Genomic DNA, 25,877 nt, shown 5'->3' with positions numbered 1-25,877 from the left:
TTATATAACTACTGTTATTTCACTTGGCGGCGGCGGCAGGGTTACACTTTCTCCAGTTCCCTGACTTTTGTTGCCTTGTTCAATTGTTTCAGAAACCCATTTAAAAAATTGTTTCAATGTAGAGCTATCAGCAGATGCTAAATGCACTACATTATCCGTCAATTCTTTTAAAATATCATCATTAGCCATATGTCCCGCTGCGCAGCCCACAACGGCTCCAAAACTCATATTTCTTATTTCACGGGTTTTTTCTCTGTAAAACTGAATATCAGAAGGTTTTCCATCTGTAAAAACAAAAAGTAATGGTTTCCAGTCTCCTTTTTGGGTTGCTGAACCTTTTATAACGTCTTTGTTTACTTTTTGAATAACGTAATCCAATCCGGCTCCTGTATTGGTTGGTCCGCTTTGAGGACAAGTAATTTCAGGAAGCTGAAAATGAACCAATTCTGTTAACGGAACAATTTCTTTTACTTCACGATCATACGTTATAATGCTGATCCAAAGCGAATCTAAAGCCTGAGCGTCTGAGCGTAAGGTATTAATCATACCGCTTAAAGCATTATTCAAAGCCTGAATGGGTTCTCCATACATAGAACCTGATGTATCTAATAAAAAATATACGGGTAGTCTTCTCATATCCTTTTTTAAATGTTATCAATGAATTAGTTAGCTTTCAAATCTGTTTCGATAAGTTGAAAGAAATGACAGGCTTTACCAGAACATCAAAAGATATACTATTTCAAAAATCTGTTTATTTAGAACGGTAATATAAACTCCGTCCGCCTCAAAGCTTAAACTATGATGTTTAATTCTGATGGCGGCGGAGGTAATTCTTTTACATTTGTAAATTCTTTTCCTAAATCTTCAATTTTTGTTGAAGTTACTCCAATCGAAGCTGTCACCCATTGAAAAAACTTGCCAATACTAGCACTATCTGCCGTATCAAGACTTACTACAGTATCTGTAATTCGTTTTAAAATAGCGACATCTGCCCCGCCTCCAGCCGCACAAGCAACTGTATAAGCCGTTTTTACTTTTTTAAACTCATTTAGTCCACTTTCCCAATTATCCGTCGGGATCCCATCTGTCATGATAAAAACTAATGGTTTCCAGTCGCCTTTTTGTTCTGTTGTTGTTTTGGCAACTTCAGTTTCAATTTTATGGGCTGTTAATTTTAATGCTTCACCTAAGGCAGTTACGCCGGCAGCTTTAAGATCGACCATTTGAAAAGAAGCTAAATCGGTCAACGGAATAATTTGCTGTGCTGTAGTGTCGAAAGTAATAACGCTTAAAAAAGCCGTTTCGATCGCCTGCGGATTTTGTCTTAATGAACTAATCATCATTTGAACACCATTTTTAACAGCTTCAATTGGTTCACCAGTCATTGAACCGGATGTGTCTAGTAATAAATAAACAGGCAGTCTTCTCATGGTTACATTTTTTTATACAGGAATATTATAAGTTGGGGTTTCAGCAGTAGCATCTCCCTGATTAGAACTCTCAATACCATTAATATTGTAGGTATTAGTATTCGCTTCAGGATCATGTTGTGCCAGATGACTCATAACAGCCTGAGTTAAATCTTTTCCTCCTACTATATGATGATAAGCCGAACCTATTGTATAAATTGGCCCCCACGGAAATCCCCACCAACCCACAATTAAATTAAGGAATACATAACCGTAAGAATACTTAAATGTATTTTCATCAGGTCTGATAAAATAAATATCAGAACTTTTTTTTAAGGTCATTAATATAAATGAAACAGTGTATGGAAAAACCACAAATTTACCTCCCTGCTGAACTAAATCCCGAACTTGCGAAACTCTTAGTCCTTCGATATTTTTGATTTCCATTACAGGTACGACTGAACAATTTTATGAATAGTCTGTCCTAAAAATGTATCATCTGTTGGATCTCCAATTGCGCTAAATTTCCATTCGCCATTACGTTTGTATAATTTACCCATAATAATTGAGCGTTTGTTTACGTATTGAGAATCTGCAGAAACGTTGTAAGAGGCAAATTCAGAAACTACTCTTGTTGGAGTTCCTTCATACATTCTGATTTTTGCATATGGAATTTGAGCGAAATCTTCTTTTCCTGCATTATTTAAAAAGAAGAAAATTTGATTTACTTTGGCATCAACTTTAGAAAGGTCGACAGTTATAATTTCATTATCTAAACCGTCATCTCCACCTGTATCACCTGCAAGGTCATCACCAGTGTGTTTAAGAGCACCGTCAATACTTACCAATTTACCTTTTGGAAGGCCAAATTGCTGTAATACTTCGACTCTGTATAAAGGAGAATATAAGTGGTCGCAAAGTTTGTTTTGATCGTCAATAAGTACACAGCTCAAATCTAAATCGATTTCTGTTACATTTTTTGATAATCCTAAGAATCCTTTTGTTTCAATTGCTCCCCAGTTTACACCAACACAAAAGTTTGTTAGTGTTTCACCGCTTGTTTTTCTTAAATCAATTTTTTGTCCTTTGGTTAAGTTAATTGCCATAGTTTTTAATAGGGTTTAAGTTAATTATATTTATTTAAATAATCTTGTAAGCCGCCTTTCATTCCAATACCAACTGCTTCAAATTTCCACTCGTTGTTTCTTTTATAAATTCTTCCAAACTCAACTGCAGTCTCGATCGAAAAATCTTCATCAAGTTCATACTTAACTAATTCTGTATTGGTTTGATCCAAAATCCTGATATATGAATTTCTTATTTGCCCAAAGTTTTGTCTTTTAGTATCGGCATGATGAATTGTTACCACAAATGAAATCTCATGAACATCCGGAGATATTGTAGATAAATCAATTTGTATTTTTTCATCATCTCCATCTCCAGCGCCTGTTAGGTTGTCACCGGTATGAGTTACTGCTCCGTCAGGAGATTTTAAATTATTATAATAAACGAAATGGTTGTCATTTGGAATTTTGCCATTTGCACCAACCAAAAAAACTGAAGCATCTAAATCAAATTCTGATCCTGTATTACTGGAATTACTGTCCCAGCCAAGTCCCACTGTAAATTTTGGTGCGTCAATACTTTGTCTTTGACCTTTTTCTAAGTTAATTGCCATTTTATTTATTCTTTAATTAATATTAATATTCAACATTGTTTTTAAAATATTCGTCTGCTCATCAACATTTTGTAAATCTTCCAAAAAGTCTACAGATGAAATTTTGTTTAAGTAATCTTTTAATACTTCGAGTACACTTTCAGGCAGAGACGTTTTAATCGTGCTTAGTTCTGATTCCAGCAAAGCATTTTTATGTTTCAATTGTGCTATAATTTCTCCTTTGGCAGAATTATTTTTAGACAAATCGACTTGTTTTGCTTCGTCGTCTTCAAGAAAATAAAATGCTTTCTCGTTTCCTATAAAAATGAACTTATCATTCGAGTCCCTAAATTCGTAAACTTCAACAATCTCATTATTACAAACCAAACCGCATAAAAACTTAATTTTAAAATTAAGTATGTTTAGCCTGCCCAGAAGTTTTCTTTCGAATTTTGCATACTTATTTTCATATAAGGTTCTGTTAACGCCGGCTAGTTTTTCATATTGTTCAATGCTTATTTCTCTGTAATATTCTGATTTAACTCCATCAGAAAAAGACATTATATCATGCCAATCCAAAGAATTATTAGCATCTGATGCCAAAATATGATACAGCTGTTCAATTTTTTTTGACATTTTCTGCGCATGTTCCCTTGCCTGATCAACGAATTTTTCTTCTCCAATTTCAAAATCCAGTTTTGAAATGATATCAGCATTGATGTATATCTCATCTGAGACAAGAGTGTACTGCTGCTCTTTTGATTTTTTTATCTTTTGAAACAGCTCAATCAGACTATTTGTAAATTGAATATGAAATAATTCTAGCTTATTAATATCTAACGTCTGGTTCTTTTGAAAAAGAGAATGAATTACTTTTGTTCTTACTAAAACGCCAACAAAATCCTTGTGGTTAAAAAAATTGGATAACAATTTTAAAACCACTAGTTTTCTGTTACTATCTTTTATTATTTGAACGTACCTTTCCTCTTCCTCTTGCATTCCATTAATTCCTTCCTTGTTCTACTAACTTATAACCCCTTTTCTTAATTCTGTTTCAAGGCTTTGTAATCCTGCGTCAAGCTGTCTTCTTGTTTCTGTACCTTGCTCGTGAATTTGTTTTACTTCGGTTAAAGTATCTATTAACGATTTTGTAGTCATCTTTAACGTTTCTAAAGACACCACTGTTTTTTCATTTTCTTTTGCCACTTCAATACTGTTTTGTTTCAGCATTTCAGCATTTTTCTGCAAAATAGTATTGGTTGTTTCTGATACTTTTCTCTGAACTTCAATATTTTGTTTTTGTCTTTGAAGTGCCACAGCAAGAGTAAGCTGGTTTTTCCAAACCGGCATTGTAGTGGTTAGGATAGACTGTGCTTTTTCGGCAATAGATGTGTTGTTATTTTGTACAACACGAATTTGTGCCAAAGACTGCAGCATAATAAAACGAACAATTTTCATATCGGCCAGACGTTTGTCCAGACGATTGATAAAGTTTCTTTTATCAGAAATTTGATAATCCTGATATTGTGTTGGATTACCTTCCATTACAGCAAGTTCTTCGTTCAATTCTTTAAAACGAATCTGTCCTGCAATAATATGTTTTTCCATTTCTTTAATAAGACCTACGTTGCCATCAAACATGGTTTGAAGTGCACTGTTGTCTTTTGCAGAATTGATCATTCCGGCCTTAACCTTATTACTGATTTTTTCGATATTAACCGTAATTTTATCGTATTGCTGGAACAGTTTTTTTACATCTATTACTAATTTGTTTAGCAATGGAATTTTAGAAAGAAATCTTTTAAACGGTCCCTGATCAATCTGGTCAACATCTATATAATTTAATTCTGTTAATAGATCATTAATCAAAGTTCCTACTTCTCCAGAATTATAGGTTCTGACATTAGTTAAAAAAGTATCACTTTGTTTCGCGATAGAATTCTGAATGTCAGCACCGTAATTTAGGATTGAGTTCGCATCATTTTCATTTAACTGATTCGAAATAGACTTATAACTATTTACTTCAGCTTCTGTGATTGAAGTTAAGTTCACATTACCATCTTTGTCAATCAAAGAAGTATTTTCCTGCGTAACTAATTGATTTTCTTCCATTTTATTATAAATGATTTTGCTGAATTGTAATTATAGTCTGTTCTAACTTTTTATCGCTTGTAGGAACTCCTACTGCACTAAATTTCCATTCGTCATTTCTTTTATAAAACACACCTAAAACCATCGAAACATTTCCGGCAAAAGTGGCATCGTTAGCAACATCAAAACGAGCAAATTCCTGACTTACTCTTGTTGGAGTTCCTTCGTAAATACGGATAGATGCAAAAGGAATATCTTTAAAGTCTTGTCCTCTGAAACTATTAATAAAAAAAGCTACATAATTTGCAGAAGGAGACAATTGTGTAAAATCCAGAGTAATAACTTCATTATCTAAACCGTCATCACCATTTAAATCTCCTGTTAAATCATCACCACTATGTTTGATAGCACGATCATTTGAAATTAGTTTTCTAAAGTTTACTGAATCGATATGAGATTTTTTTTCATCATAAACAGCACAGCTGGCGTCTAAATCTACCGCTTCTTTTTTGGTACCAAAAAATCCTTTTTTCTCAATTGCGCCCCAGTTTACACCTACACAAATGTTTTGTAATTTACTTCCGTTACTTTTTTCAAGATTAATACGTTGCCCTTTTTCTAAATTAATTGCCATGTTTTTAGTTGTATTTATTTAAATAATCTTCTAATCCGCCTTTCATTCCAACACCCATTGCTTCAAATTTCCACTGTCCGTCTTTGTTGTAAATTCTTCCAAATTCAACTGCGGTTTCAATTGAAAAATCTTCTTCTAATTCATATTTAACCATTTCGGTATTATTGCTGTCATCTACAATTCGAATGAAAGAATTTCTAACTTGCCCAAAGTTTTGTTTTCTGTCTACTGCGTCGTGAATAGTTACTACAATGCAGATTTCTTTTACAGCAGGGTTTATTTTTGTTAAGTCAATTTTTACTTGTTCATCGTCTCCTTCTCCGTCTCCTGTAAGGTTGTCACCTGTATGAATAACCGCTTCATCTGGAGATTTAAGGTTATTATAAAAAACGAAATGTGAATCAGATATGATTTTTCTATTATCACCTAAAATAAAAACCGAAGCATCAAGATCAAAACCTGAACCTGTACTGCTGCTGTTTGTATCCCATCCTAAACCAATCGTAAACTTTGGTGCGTTAATATTTTCGCGTTGTCCTTTTTGTAAATTGATAGCCATAGTTTAATCTATTTTTATAACATTAATGTTTGTTTTGTATTCTAAAATCTGGTGGTAATTATTGCTGATTGCCAAATGAAATAAATCATTGCTCTTTTCTTCTGAGATGTTATCAATTAAGAAACAAAATTGTTCTTCATTTAAACTCAAAATATATTTTACAATTCTGGTGTTATATTGAAAAGATGAGCTGTTAATAATGTTTACAATATCTTCAACATTTTTAACTGCGTAGTAATTATAGTAGTTTTCGATTTTTGGGTGAATGTCTTTATTTATCAATTCAGCAAAATAAACAAAAATGAAATCTCCATTAACACTATATTGATTCAATATCTTATTTACAGTATGCTCATGGCTGCCTGTAATTTTAATATCATCAACAAAAATGCAAAGTTTGTCATTGATAAAATTTCGATCAATATAATACGTATCGTTCGATATCAATTTAACTCTTTCTTCAAAATCAAGATTTCCATAATCTGTTACATAAGTCTGATTTCTGTAGATTTTTGATTCTACACTTGCCTTTTTCCCATTCTTAAATAAGAAACTGTTTAGTTCTTTTTTAAAATAGTAACATAAAAAATTAGATGCTGTTGGTATTGACAAGTAAGGACTTGGTAAAATAACAATCTCCTCTCTTGATAAAATCAAATCTTCAAATTGATTGACAAAGCCTGCAAACAATTCTTTGGCAAATTTTTCTGCATAAGATTTATCTCCAAATTTAAATCGGCTGTATTCTGCCTCTTTAAAGGGGCAATTTTCATTTTCATTAATTTTATGTAAACTGTAACTTTTATTCACTTTTATATTTTTAATAAATGCGCCTCAAAACCAAAGTTTATTGCGCCATTATAATCTGCAATACTGTTATCTCCAATATGCAGAATTTCATTTTTTTGTACTTTTTTTGAATTATTAACCTGATCAAAAACCAATTGAAATATTTCATTGTTGGGCTTTGAAAAACCTACTTCATCAGAGTATACCTGAAAAGAAATAGAATCTGTCAACTCATAATGGGACAAAAGTTTTCTAAGACTTTTTCCTTTTATAAATCCAGTATTACTCAATATATTAATTGATTTCCCTTCTGCAACCATTTTTTCAAACTGAAGCTTAATATCCGGAAATATCAAATCAGGTTTATATTCAAAAAACAAATGTTCAGTTTCTTGATAAAATTCTCCTAACCGTTCAGCTCCATTTGCATGCAAATCAACTTCAAGAGCGTTTAAAATTAAGTAATAAATTTCATACGTACTTAAATTTAACCCTGTTTTTTCGTTAATATTGTTACACAAAACGTCATAATATCTAACAACTTCATTTACTTTTTCTATCGGGCAGTTCGCCTCAAAAAAATCCCTGAACAATAAGTTTCTCTTTTTTTTAAATTCAGGATTAGACTTAATCAAGGTGAGCCACAAATCAAAAGAAATATGACTGTAATTTTTGTAATCTATTTTCAAAATATTGTTTTAAACAGCGATTTAATATCCAGGAATCGCTTTATTGATATTACTTAATGATTTCTCCTGAATAATATTTCTCAAGAAAAAATCCTAAATCTGCTCTATAACCAATTCCTGAAGCTTCAAATCTCCATTGATCATTACGCTTGTATAATCTTCCAAATTCAACGCCGGTTTCAATTGAAAAATCTTCATCCAATTCATATTTGGCAATTTCCTGTCCGTTAGAATCATCAACAATTCTGATATAAGAATTTCTTACTTGCCCGAAATTTTGTTTTCTTCTTTCAAAATCTTCAATCGTTACTACAAAAAGAATCTCCTGCACATTTTCATCGATTTTAGTCAAATCTACCTTAATAGCTTCATCATCATCGCCATCACTGTTACCGCCAGTTGGGTCGTCACCTGTATGTTCCAATGAACCGTCTGGAGATTTTAAATTATTATAGAAAATGAAATAACTTTCACCTAATAATTTACGATCAGAATTGATCATGATTGCAGAAGCATCCAAATCGAAATCATGTCCTGTTCCTTCATTAGGATCCCATCCTAATCCAACAGAGATTTTAGACAAACCAATATCAATTTTTTGTCCTTTTTGCAAATTTATTGCCATTATAATATCATTTATAAATTTTAAAAACATACAATGATACAAAAAAGCAAACTAAGTAAAAATGAGGGTTTCCGTAAAAGAGAAAATACTTATTAACAAAATTAGATTTGTAGTGAACAAAAGCCTTCCAGTATCTAAAACTTTAAAAATTCAGCCCCGAAAAATAAAAGTAAAGCTATATATTTGCAGGAATGTTCTTAAGACAGAATCTCCAAATAATTCTTATCTTTTTGATTAAATTCGTAGTCAAGACGCATTAAGAAGCATAAAACAATTATTACTTTACGCATGTTAAAAAAAGGATCCAAACTAAATAGTATTTTAACAGGAAGTTGTCCGAAATGCCAAAAAGAGAGCATGTATTCAGACAAAAATCCGCTTCATTTGACTAAAGTTCTAAAAATGAACGACAATTGTAGTCATTGCGGTTTAAAATATCAAATTGAACCATCGTTTTTCTATGGTGCAATGTATGTGAGTTATGGATTGAATGTTGCTGTAGGAATTGCTGCCTTTATCATTTCATTTGTGTTTTTTGGAGCAAGTATAGGAGAATCTTTTATCGCAATAGTCATTACGCTGATTGTATTGTTTCCGTTTGTATTGCGACTTTCCCGAAATCTATATATTAACATGTTTATTTCTTATGATCCTAAGGCCGGCCAGGAATAAGAGATTTTAAATATCTTTTATGAAATCGCTTGATATCTGCTTCGCGGTCTATGGGAGTTCCGTTTTCAATATGATTATATAATGTCTGTGCCATTGCCGGGCCAAGCATAACGCCACGTGTTCCTAATCCGTTTAGAACGTGTATAGATTTATATATTTCATGTGTTCCAACCAAAGGCCTTCTGTCTGCAACTGTTGGGCGAACTCCTCCAAAATGTTTGATAATTTCAAAATCACAGGTTATAATTTCCTTTATACGATCTAAAAGTTCCTGCTTACCTTCTTCTGTAGGAGTATCTGTTTTATCATGCCAATTGTAAGTTGCGCCTACTTTAAACAAATCATCTCCTAATGGTAAAATAAAAACACTCGTATTTACGATTACATCCAGGTTTAAACTTGGTGCTTTTATGATAAACAGCTCTCCCTTTGTACCATCTAACGGCAGATAATTAAAAAAAGGATTCTTAAGAAGTCCAAATCCTTCTGCAAAAATGATATGCTTCGCCTGAATATTTTTATATTGAATTCCAGATTCTAAAAACTCTATATAACTGCTGTTAAAAGATTCTTCAAGAAATAAATTATTTGCAATTAAATATTCTTTGTAAGTATCTACCAATAAAGCCGTATTAATATAACCTGTATGCAAAACTTCTCCGTAATCGTATGGAGAATCAATACTATTGTATTTTCTGGAAATTAACTTGGTAGATAAAAAAGGGGCTAAGTTAATTTTATCTGAAGCTGCAAACCAGTTATTTTGCTCTTCAATAGAGAAAAATTTTCTTAAAACGGGCATTTTAAAATTAAATTTCTCCTTCAATTTATCTTCGATTTGATTATAGAAATCGTTCATCAAATCAAGTTGCTCCTGAGCGTTCCAAACTTCACTAAAGCGCTTTAAAATAACCGGATTGTATAAACCACCTGCAACTCTGGATGAGTTTTGAGATTTATTATCGAGAACTAATATGGTCTTATTGTTTTTAAGGGCAACTTCCGCAAAAGAAATACCAGCTAACCCAGATCCGACGATTAAATAATCAAGCATTGTAAATGTATAGATAAAATAAAAAAACTCTTACTGCAAATGTAGTAAGAGTTTTTCTTATAATTAGTTTAGATATTTAGTAGTTCCACATGTCTTCCTCAAAATTACGAATCTTCTCTTTTACTCTGTCAGATTCTAGCAGCTGATTCTGCGCATTATCTTTCATGTAATCCTTAATCTCTCGATCTCCATACATATTCTCCTCTTTATAAACAATTGCATTAAAACGTCTTGAATTAAGTATTTGATCAAATGAAATTGGAAGTGCCGAATTACTGTCATTAAAAGCTTTTGCTTCATGAAGTACCGTTCGCGCATTTGGAAAGAAAACCCAAAATAATTCAATATAGTCTTTTTCGTCACTATTCATCGTATAAACATCTGGTGTTACTGGGCAGATTCCAAGTAAGCGATATTTCAATTCGCTTTGGCGTTTATCAAAATACCAATATCCTTTTACTTTGTATTGTGAAACATCTGCAGCTGTAAGATCCTGTCTTAAAATATATTCAGCAGGAACTGTTCTTGTTGGCCCAACTGTTTGATCAACATAAGTAACAACTTTCTTTTTACCAGTACCGGTAACTACTTTTTTCTTTACAACACGTGTTCGATAATCGTCAGGGTATTGATTTATAAGTTCTCTACCAGCATCTGTTGTATCAATACGAGTTAATGAGCCATCTATGTCTTTCATAGATTTTTTGGTATTGAAATAACTATCTGTATAAACTTCGGTTATTTTTCCTTGTCTGATTCCTTTCGTTAACACATCATAAAGTGAACGCCTGTCGGAACCAATATTGACAGTATCTACAGGAAAATATAAAGGAAAGTTGATTTTTTCATTTAAATCAATAATCTCCCAAGTAGTTTTTCCCATTAAAACATCACGATCATCTACATAGCCATAAGCTAAAGGCTTATCATTATCTGAGATAAGCTGCGCAGCTGTTTTAAGCCCAATTTGGTCTGCTGTTTTAGCATTCAGTAAATTAGATTGAGCATTAGAAATAATACCGCCAGCAATAAAAACAATAACCATTAAAAAACTTTTCACTTTCATCATAATATTTTTTATAATAAACTAAACGCAGTTTGATGCATAATATTGTTATTTTTCTTACAATAATATCGAATTATAGAAATTATAATTACAAATTTAGAAATTAATTTCAATAAACTATTAGCCAATACAATACAAACCATTAAAAATCTGATAATTACAAAATAAAATCATGAACTTTAGAATATCTTCTTCTGCTATTCTGTTTTTTTGAAAACCTATAATTTATTAAAATTAAATAGTAAATATCACTGTGACATAACAAAAAAAAACTCTTACTACGTTAGCAGTAAGAGTTTTTCTTATAATTTAATTTTAGAACTTAGTAGTTCCACATATCTTGTTCGAAGTTACGAATCTTCTCTTTTACTCTTTCAGATTCTAATAACTGATTTTGTGCGTTATCTTTCATGTATTCTTTGATCTCACGATCTTGGTACAAGTTTTCTTCTTTATAGACAATCGCATTAAAACGTCTTGAATTTAAAATTTGATCGAATGAAATTGGAAGAGCCGAATTGCTATCATTGAAAGCTTTTGCATCATGAAGAACCCCTCGCGCATTTGGGAAGAAAACCCAAAATAATTCGATATAATCCTTTTCGTCACTATTCATAGTATAAACGTCTGGAGTTACAGGGCAGATTCCAAGTAAACGATATTTTAATTCACTTTGACGTTTATCAAAATACCAGTATCCTTTAATTTTATACTGAGTAACATCCGCAGCAGTAAGATCTTGCTTTAAGATATATTCAGCAGGAACTGTTCTTGTTGGTCCAACTGTTTCGTCTACATAAGTAACAACTTTCTTTTTACCAGTACCAGTAACTACTTTTTTCTTAACAACACGTGCTTTATAGTCATCTGGATATTGGTTGATAAGTTCTCTACCAGCATCTGTTGTGTCAATACGAGATAATGCACCTTCGATGTCTTTCATAGATTTTTTAGTATTGAAATAACTATCAGAATAAACCTCAGTTATTTTGCCTTTTTTAACGGCTTTCGTCAAAACATCATATAATGAACGTCTATCAGAACCAATATTAGCAGTATCTACTGGAAAATACATAGGGAAATTGATCTTTTCATTTAAGTCAATAATCTCCCAAGTTGTTTTACCCATCAAGATATCTCTATCATCTACATAACCGTAAGCTAAAGGCTTATCATTATCAGAGATAAGTTGCGCAGGAGTTTTAAGCCCAATTTGGGCAGGCGTTTTTGCATTTAGCAAATTTGATTGCGCATTAGAAGCAAAACCTCCAGCGATTAGAACAATAGCTATTAAAAAATTTCTTACTTTCATCGTGGTATTATTATAAGATATTGACTGAAGATTTCAGTACTTAATTATTGTATTTCATAAATTACCGGAGCAGTTCTTGGTAATAAATAACTACCAGCTCCAACAAGTTTAGTTTTAATTTCAGAAATAGTAACTTGATCTCCTTTACCTGCTCTTGAAAGTACTTGCTTACATTGTGCATTTAATCTATTACCAGTAACAACAACTGTAGGCTGTCCAGCAATTTTCATATTAAATCCAACAACATCTAAACCAACTTCAAAATCAAAATCAAGTAATTTAGCACCAATAGTAGCAATTTCTAAGTTAGATCTAGGACCTTTAACAACTCCCATTTCCCCTCTAATTGTTCCTGTTGGTCCAGGAATACCTTTAATTCTGAATGATTTCTTATCAGTAACTTTATCTCCGTTTGGTAATGTTCCTGTTACAGAAATTGTAGCTTCTGTACCTGAACCTGGGCTCATGTTATATTTACCTGGTTTACCAGCTGAAGATAATCCTGGAGCACTAGCAGAAATTTTGTTAGCATCAACTCCTGCAAATGATACAGAGATTGGGTTAACAACTCCTCTATACACTACATTCATTTTATCAGCAGAAATCGTAGCTGAGTTTGGTCTTGGAACTACAACGTAAGTTCCTTTAAATTTCAAAGGAATATTTTTACCGTCTTCTAAGAAAGTAAATTGTCCATTAATGTTTTGTTCACCTACACCACCAGCAGTTAAAGAGATAACAGCTTGTCCGTTAACAATTTGTCCAGGACCTTGGAAAGAAGTTGGTTTTGTGTTTTCGTCATAACGACCTAAAACTACTTTACCAGTAACCTTTTCTCCTTGGAAATAAGCATTTTTGTCTAAAACAACGATTGCCTGGTAGTTGCTATAAGAAGCAGCAGCAACTGCAGCTTTCCCTAAAGCACTGTTGTAAACATCAGTTTCTGCCTTTTTAACGTCATTCTGCCAAGCTGAAAGTTTAGCAGCAGATGCAATTGCAGGGAAACCTTTAAAGTGGTAAGCTAAGTATTTTTCTTTTATACCTTCTTTGTTTTTTACTTCAGAAACATCAAATTTCTTTTCAACTTCTGCAATAATGTTAGCATACTTTTTATCTGTTCCTAAAGCAGCTTTTAAATCTGCTTTGTATTTTTCAATTTTAGCGATGATCTCGTTACCTTTTTTAGTGTAACCGTCTCCTGTAAACCAGTCGTCGATGTTATCACCTCTATCCATAGCTTCATATGGTAATTTTCCAGTTTCTTTTTCAACTTCAAATCCTTTGATAGACTGAGCTTTTAAAGTACCGATGTAATCGTAAAATTCTTTTGAGATTGCTTCAACTTTGTGAGCTGTAACTGCAGCAATAGCAAATTCTCCTTTTGCTTCAGCGGCTTTTTGATCCAAAGATGATAATAAACCTTCGTTTGTTGTAACTGAAGAAGTGTTTGCAGCTTCAAATTTTTCATTCATCAAACCAAAAGCAGAAATTACTTCTTTTGATACGTTCATTGCTAACATCGCGATGAAAACCAGATACATCAGGTTAATCATCTTCTGTCTAGGGGTTAATTTTCCTCCTGCCATTTTTTTCTAATTAGTTCTTATTAATAATTTTAATATAATAGTTAAAAACTAATTATCCTTTGTTACTCATTGCAGAAAGCATACCACCATAAACACTATTTAAAGAAGCAATGTTTGCAGTCATAGACGCCATTTGTTCTTTTAATTTAGATGCGTTATCAGCGATTTCTTTATTAGCTTCAGCATTTCTTGCTGCACTTTCTAATTGTACTTTGTATAAACTGTTTAATGATTCCATTTGAGCAGCAGCAACAGATAATTCTTCAGAATATTTCTTTTGTCCTGCAATAGAGTCAACTGTTGGAGAAATTGCTTTAGCAGCTCCTTCGAAGTTTTTGATACTGTTTCCTAAGCTTGCCATTAACTCACCGTCAACTTTAGCTTCTTTTAACATTGCATCTAATTTTTGAGATAATAATCCCTGGGCATCAGTTGTTTCAGGTTTATCAGCTTTTTTTCTAGCTTGTCCGTTAGCTAATTCTGGGTAAACAAGAGTCCAATCCAACTCGTCTTCAACTGGTTCAAAAGCAGATAACGCGAAGATTAACGCCTCAGTCAATAGACCAACTGAAAGCATAACTGTTCCTGTTAATGGTCCAATTTCAAAGTGAGTAATTTTGAATAATGCTCCAACGATTACTACTGCCGCTCCCATACCATAAGCGAAATTCATTGCTTTTTTACTTAATAATGCCATAATAATTTTTTTTTAGGTTTTAATTTTAAAATAGATTCGATTTGGTTATTGTATTGATTTAATTATAAATTACTATTTCTTTTTACCAGTTCCGTTTCCAGTTACTTGAGTTCCCATGTAATCTTGTACAGTTCTGAAACCGATATAACTTCTTGCAGAATCAGCATATTCGTGATCACGAGTACTTACTTGTAGGAAATAAGCAACGTCTTTCCAAGATCCTCCACGAACCACTTTTCTTTGGTTGTTTCCATCAATTACGTTAGGGTTCATTGTAGAAACATACTCGTATGCGTTTGGATTGTAAGCTGAATCTGTCCACTCTGAAACATTTCCTGCCATGTTATATAATCCGTATCCGTTTTGTTCGTAAGATTTTGCTTCAACAGTATATAAAGCTTCATCAGCAGCATAATCTCCTCTGTTAGGCTTAAAGTTTGCCATAAAACATCCTCTGTCACTCTTAGTGTAAGGACCTCCCCAAGGGTAAGTACCAGACTCCAGACCACCTCTTGCAGCATACTCCCATTCTGCTTCTGTTGGAAGTCTGAATGCGTTAACCAGGTCACGTCCTTTTTTCTTAGATTTAATATAGCTGTTTTTGTTTAAAGTTCTCCATGCACAAAATGCTTTAGCTTGTTTCCAAGTCACACCAACTACAGGATAATCTCCGTAAGCTTTGTGCCAGAAATAATCATTATGCATTGGCTCATTATATGAATAAGCGAAATCTTTAATCCAAACTGTAGTATCAGGATATACGCTAACTTGTTCCGTTTTAACGAAGTCTTTTCTTTTTCCAACTTTAGCTTTTGCAGCAGCCTGAATGTCCATCCAAGAATAACGGAATTTCAATTTATTTACATCAATTGTTCTTAAACCATTGTATGATTCTTCAATTGGCAAATACATAGAATCCATTACCTCAGCATAATACTCATCTGGATAAGCTTTAGTGTCTCTAATTAACTTAACTTTTTTGTTTAGTTTTCTACCCGCATACGGATCATCTTTTGTCCCTACACTGTAGTAGTTATCATACATATACTTATCGTAAGCTGTCATTTTATCTGGCTCAGAATCATTAAATGCATAATCAGAAATACTTCCTCCTTTAGCACCTTTACCACCAGTACTTTTTTGACCAGTTTCATCAGCCAAAATAGCAAGACGTACTCTCATTGTAGAATCTTTTACCCACTCTACGAATTGACGGTACTCACTATTAGTAATCTCAGTTTCGTCCATATAAAATGATCTAACTGTTACTGTTTTAGTTGGAGCATCTTCTACATTAGCTAAATCAGCATCTGATTTACCCATAATAAAAGATCCACCCGGAACTAATGTCATTCCATAAGGCTTCTCGGGATGCCATTTCCCTCCTGTAACACCAACTAATTCACCTTTGTCACCTGACTTACCACAGCCGATTACTAGTGTTAACATTGCTGCAAATGCAATAAACTTCTTCATATAAATTTGGGATTATCTATTCATTATTAAAAGTCCGTAAACGTATTTATTATTTATCTAAAAAACAATACTACTTGCGAAATTTATTTTACCGTTCAAAAATAATGTTAAATAAAATAAAAAAAAAATATTTCATCGACAAACTGATTAAAAAAATCGACGTAAAACGTTAAATTTTATAATATATAAACCTTATCTTACTAAATTTTTTAACAATATTTTGAAAAACTTTAAAAAATTAAGATTTTCATTAAAATTTTCTTCTACAAAGCATTTTTTCGTTGTGCTTTCCACCATCTTTCTGGTAATTCTTGATTACAAGCGCTTAAATATTCTTCATAAGAACACGGTAATAACGTATTTCTTTTTAGTTTATTGCTGCCGTTTGTTTCAAATGGAATTTCGATCCACCAACGCTCTGTTTTATCACTTTTATAAAAAACCAACTCTTCCTCTTCTAAAGGAACAATATATTTTAAATAATTCGTTCTGCTTCCAAATGGGTATTCTTTAGAACGATAGTGATATCCTTCAATAAAATACCAAACTATCTGAGCCACAATAGGCGATTCCTGAATAGTACTATTGTGATTAAATACTCCAAATGAAGATACTTTATCACTAATTCCGGCATATCGTGCTAAAGAACAAATCTCTTTTCCGTTAAAACCATTTGGTTCAAATGAAATTGTATTTCCTGAATCTGAAGACTTTACTGAATTTAAATCAATGCTAACTAAATCAGCATCTCTAAAAACAGGCTCTGCCAGCGCTATTCTGTTTGAAATCTCACCTAAACGGTAAGCATCAAAAAACAATTTTTCAATTAAATCAATTTCTTCCTGCGAATTATAGTACGTTTGATATCCTATATTACAGTAATTGAAAAGATTATTAGGCTCATCAATTATGATTTTTGTTAGGTACGAATTAGCCGAAACCGTTTCATCTTCTTTCCCAAAATCAAATCTGTTATCTACAGCAACCATGTTTACCATCTGCTCTAAATCATCATATGCGCGATATAAAGCATAAGTCAAATCCTGCGAACCTCCTAGAACTATAGGAATGACTTTATTTTTAATTAATGCCGATGTAACCTTTTTTACCGCAAAATAAGTATCCTCTACAGAATCTCCAGCAAGTATATCTCCTAAATCAGCAATTGAAGCGTCCCAATTTCCAGGAAACATTCCATAAAGCTTTTTACGAACTGTAGTAAGATTAACTTCATTTACCATGTTAATATTGCGTCGGTCTTCTAAAACACCAATAATTGCAATGTTAATTTTACTTATATCCGGAAATTGATCCTGAGTATGCAAAACAATTTTGCTTCCCAGTTCTTGTGAAGACAATGAACTAATGAATTTTAAAATTCCATCATTTAAAGGCTCTAGAAAATCAAATTCCATTCTTTATTTCTTTTTTGCTGCTGTTTTTTTTGCTGGTGCTTTCTTCGCTGTCGCTGCTTTCTTAGCGGGTGTTTTTTTTGCTGGTGTCTTTTTAGCAATCATTTCCTGAACTTCTGCTAATGTTAACTTTGTTGCATCAACATCTTTGCTTAATTCAATTTTGATTTTGCCTTTTGTAATAACCGAACGTCCCCAGCGAGCTTTTTCAACCAAAATCCCTTCTTCTTCCCAATTGTGAAGAACTTTATCTATATTTTTTTGTAATTTATCTTCAATTAATTCCTCAACATCAGCCTGAGATAAATTATCAAAGTTGTATTTTTTACTTACATTTATAAAAAGACCATTCCATTTAATGAAAGGACCAAAACGTCCCACACCTTTTTGAACAGCTTCTCCTTTGTATACAGCAATTGGAGCATCTGCAAGAGCCTTTTCATCAATTAATTCCTGTGCTCTTTCTTTGGTAACATTCAAAGGATCTTCTCCTCGTGGTAACGAAATAAATACACTTCCGTGACGAACATAAGGACCATAACGACCGTTACTTACTTCTACTTCTTCTCCTTTATAATCTCCTAAATTTTTAGGAAGTAAGAATAAATTCAAAGCTTCTTCAAGGGTGATATTTCCAATATTTTGATCTGCCATTAAGCTGGCAAACTTTTTATCTTCATCATCTGCTTCTCCAATTTGAGCCATTGGCCCAAATTTTCCTAAACGAACAGAAACCTGTCTTCCGTCAGCATCTTTACCAAGGATTCTTTCACCGCTTTCACGTTCAGCATTTGCCTCAACCTCTTTTACATTGGGGTGAAATTTATTGTAGAAATCCTGCATCATGATTGCCCAGTCAATATTTCCTTCGGCAATTTCATCAAAATCCTGTTCTACTTTTGCAGTAAAATTATAATCTAAAATATTTCCGAAGTTCTTAACTAAGAAATCTGTTACGATAGTTCCAATATCTGTCGGAACTAATTTTCCTTTATCAGAACCCGTATTTTCTTTTAAAACCTTCTCTCCTACTTTACTGTTTTGCAAAGTAAGCTGCGTATAATTACGTTCCTGACCTTCAAGTGTACCTTTTTCAACATAATTTCTGTTGATGATTGTAGAAATTGTCGGTGCGTAAGTAGACGGACGCCCTATTCCAAGTTCCTCTAGTTTTTTTACTAAAGACGCTTCAGTATATCTTGCAGGTGGTCTTGAATATCGTTCTGTAGCTGTAATATAATTGTTAGCTAGTTTTTCGTTTACTTTTAATGCCGGAAGCATTCCTTCTTGTTCTTCTTCGTCATCATCGTGACCTTCAAGATATACTTTTAAGAAACCTTCAAAAAGTAAAACTTCACCTGAAGCTGCAAAAATTTCGCTGTGATTATCTGCCTCAATTTTTACGTTTGTTCTTTCTAATTGCGCATCGCTCATTTGCGAAGCCAATGTTCTTTTCCAGATCAAATCATACAAACGAGCCTGATCACGATCAATATTTACCGTATGACGCGACATATCTGTCGGACGAATTGCTTCGTGCGCTTCTTGTGCTCCTTTACTTTTAGTTGCAAAAACTCTCGGTTTTGAGAATTCTTTTCCGTAAGATTTTATGATTTCGGCTTCAGCAGCGTCCATTGCCTCTTTTGAAAGATTAACACTATCCGTTCTCATATATGTAATAAGTCCGGCTTCGTATAAACGCTGTGCTAACTGCATGGTGATTCCAACTGGCAAATACAATTTTCTTGCTGCTTCCTGTTGAAGCGTAGAAGTAGTAAAAGGTGCTGTTGGCGATTTTTTGGTAGGTTTAGTTTCTAAATCGGCTACCTTATATTTCGAACCGATGTTTTTGTTTAAAAAATCTTCGGCTTCTTTTTTAGTATTGAAGTTTTTTGGCAGTTTTGCTTTGAAAGATTTTCCGGCTTCGTTTACAAATTCTGCAACAATTGAATAGGTTGCAACTGCGTTAAAGCTTTGAATTTCGCGTTCTCTTTCTACAATTAATCGAACAGATACAGATTGTACACGACCAGCAGAAAGTCCGCCTTTAATTTTTCTCCACAAAACCGGAGATAATTCGTAACCTACTAAACGATCCAGAACACGACGTGCTTGTTGCGCATTTACTAAATTATAATTAATTTCCCTTGGATTGTCGATTGCTTTAAGAATCGCAGATTTGGTAATTTCATGAAAAACAATTCGCTTTGTTTTTTTTGTATCCAGTTTCAGTTCTTCCGCAAGATGCCATGAAATAGCTTCTCCTTCGCGGTCCTCATCACTTGCTAACCAAACCGTTTCGGCATTTTTAGATAGTGTTTTAAGTTTACTTACCAAGGCTTTTTTATCCGGAGAAACTTCATATTTAGGTTTAAAACCATTCTCTACATCTACCCCTATTTCCTTTGATGGTAAGTCGGCTATGTGACCATAACTTGACTCCACCTGAAAATCACTCCCAAGAAATTTCTCGATCGTTTTCGCCTTTGCAGGTGATTCCACTATTACTAAATTCTTTGCCATTGCTCTTATTTTCTGCAACAAAAGTATTTATTTTTTTTAAATATTAACCTTACGAATGAATTTTTGAGGTATTTTGATATTATGAAACTTAAAATTGCAGATTTATCTGTAATATTCTGTAATATATATATAGGTATAACTTTTACAGGATTATGATCGTCAAATTCTTTTATTTCAGATTTTAGATTGTAGGTTTTAGATCAAATAAACTTACGTTAAAAAAGCGTAAGCTTTTTTTAAGAGATAAAAATCTAAAATCTAAAATCTAAAATCTAAAATCTAAAATCTAAAATCTAAAAATTTATCCTCTGCCATCTTGTCATATTGACTCTATTTACGCTATCTTTGCACTTTGAAATTTTACAATGGAAAAGATTATTGAAGAAAGCAAACAGGGCGAAAGTCTTGTTTTAGAAAATAAACCTGAGAATACTAAAAAACTATTTATAGAAAGTTACGGTTGTGCGATGAATTTTTCGGACAGTGAGGTCGTAGCTTCCATCTTATCTCAAGGAGGATACAACACAACTTCGGTTTTGGAAGAAGCTGATTTGGTTTTGGTTAATACTTGCTCTATCAGAGATAAGGCCGAACAAACTATTCGTAAGCGTCTTGAAAAATACAATGCAGTAAAACGCACTAATCCGAAAATGAAAGTAGGCGTTTTGGGCTGTATGGCTGAGCGTTTGAAAAGTCAGTTTTTAGAAGAAGAAAAAATAGTCGATCTTGTTGTTGGCCCTGATGCTTACAAAGATCTCCCGAATTTATTGGCAGAAGTTGAAGAAGGCCGCGACGCCATTAATGTAATTTTATCAAAAGAAGAAACTTACGGAGATATTTCGCCGGTTCGTTTAATGAGTAACGGAATTACAGCCTTGGTTTCAATTACTCGTGGCTGCGATAATATGTGTACATTCTGCGTAGTGCCTTTTACACGCGGGCGTGAACGTAGTCGTGAACCTCAAAGTATTATGACTGAAATTCAGGATTTATGGAACAAAGGCTTTAAGGAAATTACACTTTTAGGACAAAACGTTGACAGTTATCTTTGGTACGGCGGTGGTTTGAAAAAAGATTTCGTAAACGCTTCTGAAATGCAAAAAGCTACTGCGGTTGATTTTGATCAATTACTTGAAATGGTTGCTGTAGGTTTTCCTAAAATGCGAATCAGATTTTCGACTTCTAACCCGCAGGATATGCACGAAAGCATTCTGCATGTTATTGCAAAATATCCAAATATCTGCAAACATATTCACCTGCCGGTTCAATCTGGAAGTAACCGAATTTTAAAAGAAATGAATCGTCTGCACACTCGTGAAGAATATATGGCTTTGATCGATAAAATCAGAGCTATTGTTCCAGATGCTTCGATTTCACAAGATATGATTGCTGGTTTTCCAACCGAAACTGAGCAAGATCACCAAGATACTATGAGTTTAATGGAATACGTAAAATATAATTTCGGTTATATGTATTCGTATTCTGAACGCCCAGGAACTTTGGCTGGAAGAAAGATGAAGGATGATATTGAAGAAGAAACGAAAGCAAGAAGGCTACAGGAAATTGTCGATTTACAGCAAAAACACGCTTGGTTTAGAAGTGAGGAATTTGTTGGAAAAACAGTTGAAGTTTTAGTAGAAAAAGTTTCTAAAAAATCAAAAGATGAATTTTCAGGAAGAAACTCTCAAAGTATAACGGTTGTTTTCCCAAAAGAGAATTACAAAATTGGTGATTTCGTAAACGTAAAAATCACAAGCTGCACCAGCGGAACTTTAAAAGGAGAAGCTGTTGGATTGAGTGAAATGAATTAAATTGTTTGAAGTTTCAGGTTTCAAGTTTCAGGTTATTTCTGTAACTTCAAACTTGAAACAAAATTATAAGCCAAATTTTAAAGTTTATGGTCAAAGTGCAAAACTTGAAACCTAAAACAAACAAAAACTTGAAACAAAAAGCAAATGGAAACAGTTCAAGCAATAAAACAACGATTTGAGATTATTGGTAATGATCCAAAATTAAATCGTGCCATAGAAAAAGCCATTCAGGTTGCTCCAACTGATATTTCGGTTATGGTAACTGGGGAAAGTGGTGTTGGTAAAGAAAACATCCCTAGAATTATACATTCGCTTTCACACAGAAAGCATGGTAAATATATTGCCGTAAACTGCGGAGCCATTCCGGAGGGAACTATTGACAGTGAACTCTTTGGACACGAAAAAGGTGCTTTTACAGGCGCAACAAGTACGCGTGAAGGTTATTTTGAAGTGGCCGACGGCGGAACTATTTTTCTTGACGAAGTTGGTGAACTCCCATTAACAACTCAGGTTAGATTGCTGCGTGTTCTTGAAAATGGGGAATTTATAAAAGTAGGTTCATCTCAGGTTCAAAAAACCAATGTTCGTATTGTAGCCGCAACAAACGTAAACTTGTTTAATGCAATCGAAAAAGGAAAATTTCGTGAGGATTTGTATTATCGTTTAACAACAGTCGAAATTACATTACCGCCTTTGCGTGAGCGAAATGACGATATTCATTTGTTGTTTAGAAAATTTGTGGCCGATTTTGCACACAAATATAAAATGCCTCCGTTAAAATTAGATGATGATGCGGTAAACGTGCTTCAAAAATTTAGATGGAACGGAAACATTCGTCAACTTCGAAATGTTGCTGAACAGATTTCCGTTTTAGAAACCAATCGCGATATTTCGGCTTTCACTTTATCCTCTTATCTTCCGTCAGAAGGAAGCAATCTGCCATCTGTAATAAACGATAAGAAAAAAGACAGTGATTTTAGTACCGAAAGAGACATTCTATACAAAGTTCTTTTTGATATGAGAAGCGACTTAAACGATCTGAAGAAACTGACTTTGGAATTAATGAAAAACGGCACTTCAAAAATGCAGGATATTAATCCGAATTTGATTCAGAAGATATACGGATCGCAGGAAAATGACAGCGAAATTGATTTTGAAGAAGAACCAAGAACAGCGGTTATGTCACCTAATGTTCGCGAAGAAAACTACCAGCAGATTCCGGAAGATAATTATTTATTTGCCGAAACTATTGAGGAAGAAGAAATTTTGCGTTTAGAACAAAAAGAAATCGAAATGATCAAAAAATCATTAGAAAAAAACAAAGGAAAACGAAAAGCGGCTGCCGATGAATTAGGGATTTCAGAAAGAACTTTGTACCGAAAAATTAAACAATTCGATTTGTAATTTCTTGTAAAGAAGTTAAAACACAAAAATGTTTTAAACGAATTGAATATCTTTGACCCAAGCGTCAGTAAACTGGCGGAGTAATCTTATAAAATAAAATGAAACACTTAAAATATCTTCTAATTCTTTTAATTGCGGTAACTTTTAGCAGCTGCGGGTTTTACAATTTTACTGGTTCAACGGGACAAATTGATGCTAAAACTTTTCAGGTTAACTTTTTTCATAATAATGCTGATTTGATAGAACCTGGAATTGATAGAGATTTTACGCTGGCATTGCAAGATTTAATCCAGAATCAAACCAATTTAAACTTGGTTAGTAATGGTGGTGATTTGATATATGAAGGAGAAATTGTAGATTACAGAATTACACCAATGACAGCAACAGCTGATCAGCAAGCGGCACAAAACCGTTTAACAATACGTATAAATGTTAGGTTTACCAATAAAAAGAAAGAAACTGACGATTTTGAGAAACCTTTTGAGTTTTATTATGATTTTGAAGGAAGGGATCTTCCAACTGGATCTACTTTAAATACAGCCATCAAAACAATTTACGAAAGAATCACACAGGATATCTTTAATGAATCACTAGCAAAATGGTAAAAAATGTTTATTTGTTGAATCGGTTATTTATTGAACCGATTTTAAAGTAATTAAACAATAAACGGTTAAACGAATAAACACAAAAAACGATTAAACAATAAAAAATGAACGTTACTGATTATACATACTTAATGAACAAACCTGATGCTATTACAGAAAATCAGGCAGAAGCATTAGGAAGTGTTTTGAATGAATTTCCATATTTTCAAAGTGCCAGAGCGCTTCGGTTAAAAGGACTTTACAATCAAAACAGTTTTAAGTATAATTATGCATTAAAGGTAACGGCAGCACATACGGCAGATCGTTCGGTTTTGTTTGATTTTATAACTTCTGAAACTTTTACTTCTATTCAAAATGATTTTTACGATCAAAAATTAAAAGATCTTTTAGAGATAAAAGTCTTTGACAGCGAAGTCGTTACTTTTGAACCTGTTGTAAAAATCCCAGGAGTTAGAATTGACCCTATCGAACAATCTATTTTAAAATCGATTAAAGAAGCTACAACTGTTGTTTTTGAAGAGCCTTCTAAAATTGAAGAAAAAGCAGCTGAAGTGATTATTGAAGAATTGCCTTTAGTCCAAATAGAAGAAATCGAATCTAAACCTTTAGAAGTTCAGGAACAAACAATTGAATATAGTGCAGAGCCATCAATTGTAATTCCTACAGAAGAAGAAATACTCAGCACTTTTAAAGAAGTAACAGATATTGAAGAAACAACTGAAGATTTAGTTACTGAGAAGCCAATTGCAATTATTAATGAAGAAGAAATATTCAATTCTTTTCAAGAAGTAACTGAAACAGAAGAAATAACAATTGAACCTGCATTTACAGAAGAATCGAACTCATCCTTTGAAGAAGAAAAAGAAGAGAATCTTTTTAATGAAGCAACTGAAATTGAAAATATAACTGTTGAAGCAATTGTTAATGAATCTGTTCTTACTCCAAGCGAAGAAGAAATATTGGATACTTTTAAAGAAGTAGCCGAAACAGAGGAAATAACAATTGAAACTGAAACAGAAGAAACTATTCTGACTCCAAGCGAAGAAGAAATACTAAATACATTTAAGGAAGTGCCAGAAGTTGAAGAAAAAACAGCTGATCTTATTATTGAAAAGCCTGTTACAAGAACAACTTTCTTTGATGAAGTAGTAGATGATGATGAAATCCCGGAAGTACATGTTGATCCAATCGAAGAGTCTATTATAGTTTCTATAAAAGAAGCATCAACAGTTACTTTTGAAGAACCAATAATTGCTGAAGAACCAAAAGCTGAAACAGAGCCTTTAGAAACTGAAATTCCTAAAATCGAAGTTTCTGAATCTGTAAAAGAAGCGCAGGAAAATTTAGAAATAGGAAAACCAATAGATTTTTCGGTACGCGAAAAACATTCTTTTCAGGAATGGCTGCAATTAGCGAGAGCAGAACCTATTGATAGAAGTTCAGAAGCTCCGAAAAATGCTGAAATCCATGAAAAAAAAACAATTGAAACGACTGAAATAGTTTCTGTTGAAGAAGAAAAAAAGAAAAAAGCAGAAATAATTGACCGTTTTATTGAAACAAACCCAAAAATTTCTCCAATAAAACCAACAATGGCTACTCCTTCTATTCAATTTAATATTAATGAAGAGGAGAATTCATACCTAATGACAGAGACTTTGGCCCGGGTTTATTTAGAACAAAAAAAATATACAAAGGCCATACAAGCATATGAAATATTAATTTTGAAATATCCAGAAAAAATTAGTTTCTTTGCAGACCGCATTTCGGATATAAAGATTTTACAACAAAATAACAATAACATTTAAT

The 25,877-nt window shown here is 33.1% G+C and carries 25 protein-coding genes; 5 read left to right on the top strand and 20 right to left on the bottom strand.

From position 1 onward, the window contains the following. From ASD98_RS12305 to ASD98_RS12250, 12 genes are all read right to left on the bottom strand, one after another. Positions 1-636, bottom strand: a complete 636-nt coding sequence (locus ASD98_RS12305) for a VWA domain-containing protein (RefSeq protein ID WP_056205028.1) — start codon at positions 634-636, stop codon at positions 1-3. Between the two features lie 155 nt (positions 637-791). Next, a complete protein-coding gene (locus ASD98_RS12300; RefSeq protein ID WP_056205026.1) occupies positions 792-1,430 on the bottom strand; it encodes a VWA domain-containing protein in 639 nt (212 codons plus the stop codon). A gap of 12 nt (positions 1,431-1,442) precedes the next feature. Further along, complete coding sequence (locus ASD98_RS12295; RefSeq protein WP_056205023.1) at positions 1,443-1,856, bottom strand: hypothetical protein; 414 nt, start codon at positions 1,854-1,856, stop codon at positions 1,443-1,445. Beyond that, positions 1,856-2,515, bottom strand: coding sequence for a TerD family protein (locus tag ASD98_RS12290; RefSeq protein WP_056205019.1), 660 nt, complete (start codon positions 2,513-2,515; stop codon positions 1,856-1,858). The genes ASD98_RS12295 and ASD98_RS12290 overlap by 1 nt, the downstream gene beginning before the upstream one ends. 20 nt (positions 2,516-2,535) lie before the next feature. Then, the gene (locus ASD98_RS12285; RefSeq protein ID WP_056205015.1) at positions 2,536-3,087 is read right to left on the bottom strand and encodes a TerD family protein; all 552 of its coding nucleotides are present in this window, start codon (positions 3,085-3,087) and stop codon (positions 2,536-2,538) included. Positions 3,088-3,099: 12 nt separating this feature from the next. Continuing rightward, positions 3,100-3,996: a hypothetical protein gene (locus ASD98_RS12280; protein ID WP_242412103.1), complete on the bottom strand. Its 897-nt coding sequence runs from the start codon at positions 3,994-3,996 to the stop codon at positions 3,100-3,102. Positions 3,997-4,089: 93 nt separating this feature from the next. Continuing rightward, the gene (locus tag ASD98_RS12275; RefSeq protein WP_056205009.1) at positions 4,090-5,178 is read right to left on the bottom strand and encodes a toxic anion resistance protein; all 1,089 of its coding nucleotides are present in this window, start codon (positions 5,176-5,178) and stop codon (positions 4,090-4,092) included. A gap of 4 nt (positions 5,179-5,182) precedes the next feature. After that, a complete protein-coding gene (locus ASD98_RS12270; RefSeq protein WP_056205005.1) occupies positions 5,183-5,791 on the bottom strand; it encodes a TerD family protein in 609 nt (202 codons plus the stop codon). Between the two features lie 4 nt (positions 5,792-5,795). Beyond that, positions 5,796-6,350 (bottom strand): TerD family protein, encoded by a 555-nt coding sequence (locus ASD98_RS12265; RefSeq protein WP_056205002.1) that lies wholly within the window; start codon positions 6,348-6,350, stop codon positions 5,796-5,798. A 3-nt stretch (positions 6,351-6,353) separates the two neighbouring features. Next, a complete protein-coding gene (locus ASD98_RS12260) occupies positions 6,354-7,160 on the bottom strand; it encodes a phosphoribosyltransferase family protein (RefSeq protein ID WP_056204998.1) in 807 nt (268 codons plus the stop codon). A gap of 2 nt (positions 7,161-7,162) precedes the next feature. Continuing rightward, positions 7,163-7,828: an HAD family hydrolase gene (locus ASD98_RS12255; protein ID WP_056204994.1), complete on the bottom strand. Its 666-nt coding sequence runs from the start codon at positions 7,826-7,828 to the stop codon at positions 7,163-7,165. 49 nt (positions 7,829-7,877) lie between these two features. Further along, positions 7,878-8,453 carry a TerD family protein gene (locus tag ASD98_RS12250; protein WP_056205440.1) on the bottom strand — a complete coding sequence of 192 codons (576 nt, stop codon included), beginning with the start codon at positions 8,451-8,453 and terminating at the stop codon, positions 7,878-7,880. Between the two features lie 288 nt (positions 8,454-8,741). Between ASD98_RS12250 and ASD98_RS12245 the strand changes: the two genes are divergently transcribed. Beyond that, positions 8,742-9,125, top strand: coding sequence for a DUF983 domain-containing protein (locus ASD98_RS12245; RefSeq protein ID WP_056204991.1), 384 nt, complete (start codon positions 8,742-8,744; stop codon positions 9,123-9,125). On the opposite strand, the gene ASD98_RS12240 is transcribed toward ASD98_RS12245, so the two are convergent. From ASD98_RS12240 to topA, 8 genes are all read right to left on the bottom strand, one after another. Next, entirely contained in the window at positions 9,106-10,179 is a 1,074-nt protein-coding gene (locus ASD98_RS12240; RefSeq protein WP_056204989.1) for an FAD-binding oxidoreductase, read from the bottom strand. The genes ASD98_RS12245 and ASD98_RS12240 overlap by 20 nt on opposite strands. A 76-nt stretch (positions 10,180-10,255) precedes the next feature. Beyond that, positions 10,256-11,245: a gliding motility protein GldN gene (gldN, locus tag ASD98_RS12235; protein WP_056204986.1), complete on the bottom strand. Its 990-nt coding sequence runs from the start codon at positions 11,243-11,245 to the stop codon at positions 10,256-10,258. 322 nt (positions 11,246-11,567) lie between these two features. After that, on the bottom strand, positions 11,568-12,557 hold the full coding sequence (gene gldN, locus ASD98_RS12230) for a gliding motility protein GldN (protein WP_056204981.1): 990 nt from the start codon (positions 12,555-12,557) through the stop codon (positions 11,568-11,570). Positions 12,558-12,601: 44 nt separating this feature from the next. After that, on the bottom strand, positions 12,602-14,143 hold the full coding sequence (gene gldM, locus ASD98_RS12225) for a gliding motility protein GldM (RefSeq protein WP_056204978.1): 1,542 nt from the start codon (positions 14,141-14,143) through the stop codon (positions 12,602-12,604). A 52-nt stretch (positions 14,144-14,195) separates the two neighbouring features. Beyond that, positions 14,196-14,840 carry a gliding motility protein GldL gene (gldL, locus tag ASD98_RS12220; RefSeq protein ID WP_056204976.1) on the bottom strand — a complete coding sequence of 215 codons (645 nt, stop codon included), beginning with the start codon at positions 14,838-14,840 and terminating at the stop codon, positions 14,196-14,198. 72 nt (positions 14,841-14,912) lie between these two features. Continuing rightward, the gene (gldK, locus tag ASD98_RS12215) at positions 14,913-16,316 is read right to left on the bottom strand and encodes a gliding motility lipoprotein GldK (protein WP_056204972.1); all 1,404 of its coding nucleotides are present in this window, start codon (positions 16,314-16,316) and stop codon (positions 14,913-14,915) included. Positions 16,317-16,579: 263 nt separating this feature from the next. After that, complete coding sequence (locus tag ASD98_RS12210; RefSeq protein WP_056204967.1) at positions 16,580-17,731, bottom strand: formimidoylglutamase; 1,152 nt, start codon at positions 17,729-17,731, stop codon at positions 16,580-16,582. A 3-nt stretch (positions 17,732-17,734) separates the two neighbouring features. Beyond that, positions 17,735-20,251, bottom strand: a complete 2,517-nt coding sequence (gene topA / locus ASD98_RS12205) for a type I DNA topoisomerase (RefSeq protein ID WP_056204964.1) — start codon at positions 20,249-20,251, stop codon at positions 17,735-17,737. 365 nt (positions 20,252-20,616) lie between these two features. Here topA and miaB point away from each other — a divergent pair, with 365 nt between their 5' ends. From miaB to ASD98_RS12185, 4 genes are all read left to right on the top strand, one after another. Beyond that, a complete protein-coding gene (gene miaB / locus ASD98_RS12200) occupies positions 20,617-22,062 on the top strand; it encodes a tRNA (N6-isopentenyl adenosine(37)-C2)-methylthiotransferase MiaB (RefSeq protein WP_056204959.1) in 1,446 nt (481 codons plus the stop codon). 144 nt (positions 22,063-22,206) lie between these two features. Then, positions 22,207-23,466 carry a sigma-54-dependent Fis family transcriptional regulator gene (locus ASD98_RS12195; RefSeq protein WP_056204956.1) on the top strand — a complete coding sequence of 420 codons (1,260 nt, stop codon included), beginning with the start codon at positions 22,207-22,209 and terminating at the stop codon, positions 23,464-23,466. Between the two features lie 98 nt (positions 23,467-23,564). Further along, positions 23,565-24,071, top strand: a complete 507-nt coding sequence (locus tag ASD98_RS12190; protein WP_056204953.1) for an LptE family protein — start codon at positions 23,565-23,567, stop codon at positions 24,069-24,071. Positions 24,072-24,175: 104 nt separating this feature from the next. After that, positions 24,176-25,876 (top strand): tetratricopeptide repeat protein, encoded by a 1,701-nt coding sequence (locus tag ASD98_RS12185; RefSeq protein WP_056204948.1) that lies wholly within the window; start codon positions 24,176-24,178, stop codon positions 25,874-25,876. Position 25,877 lies beyond the last annotated feature (1 nt).

Source organism: Flavobacterium sp. Root186 (assembly GCF_001428525.1).
Lineage (GTDB): Bacteria > Bacteroidota > Bacteroidia > Flavobacteriales > Flavobacteriaceae > Flavobacterium.
The sequence above is the reverse complement of the archived record's forward strand: the minus strand, read 5'-3'. Positions and strand labels throughout refer to the sequence as shown.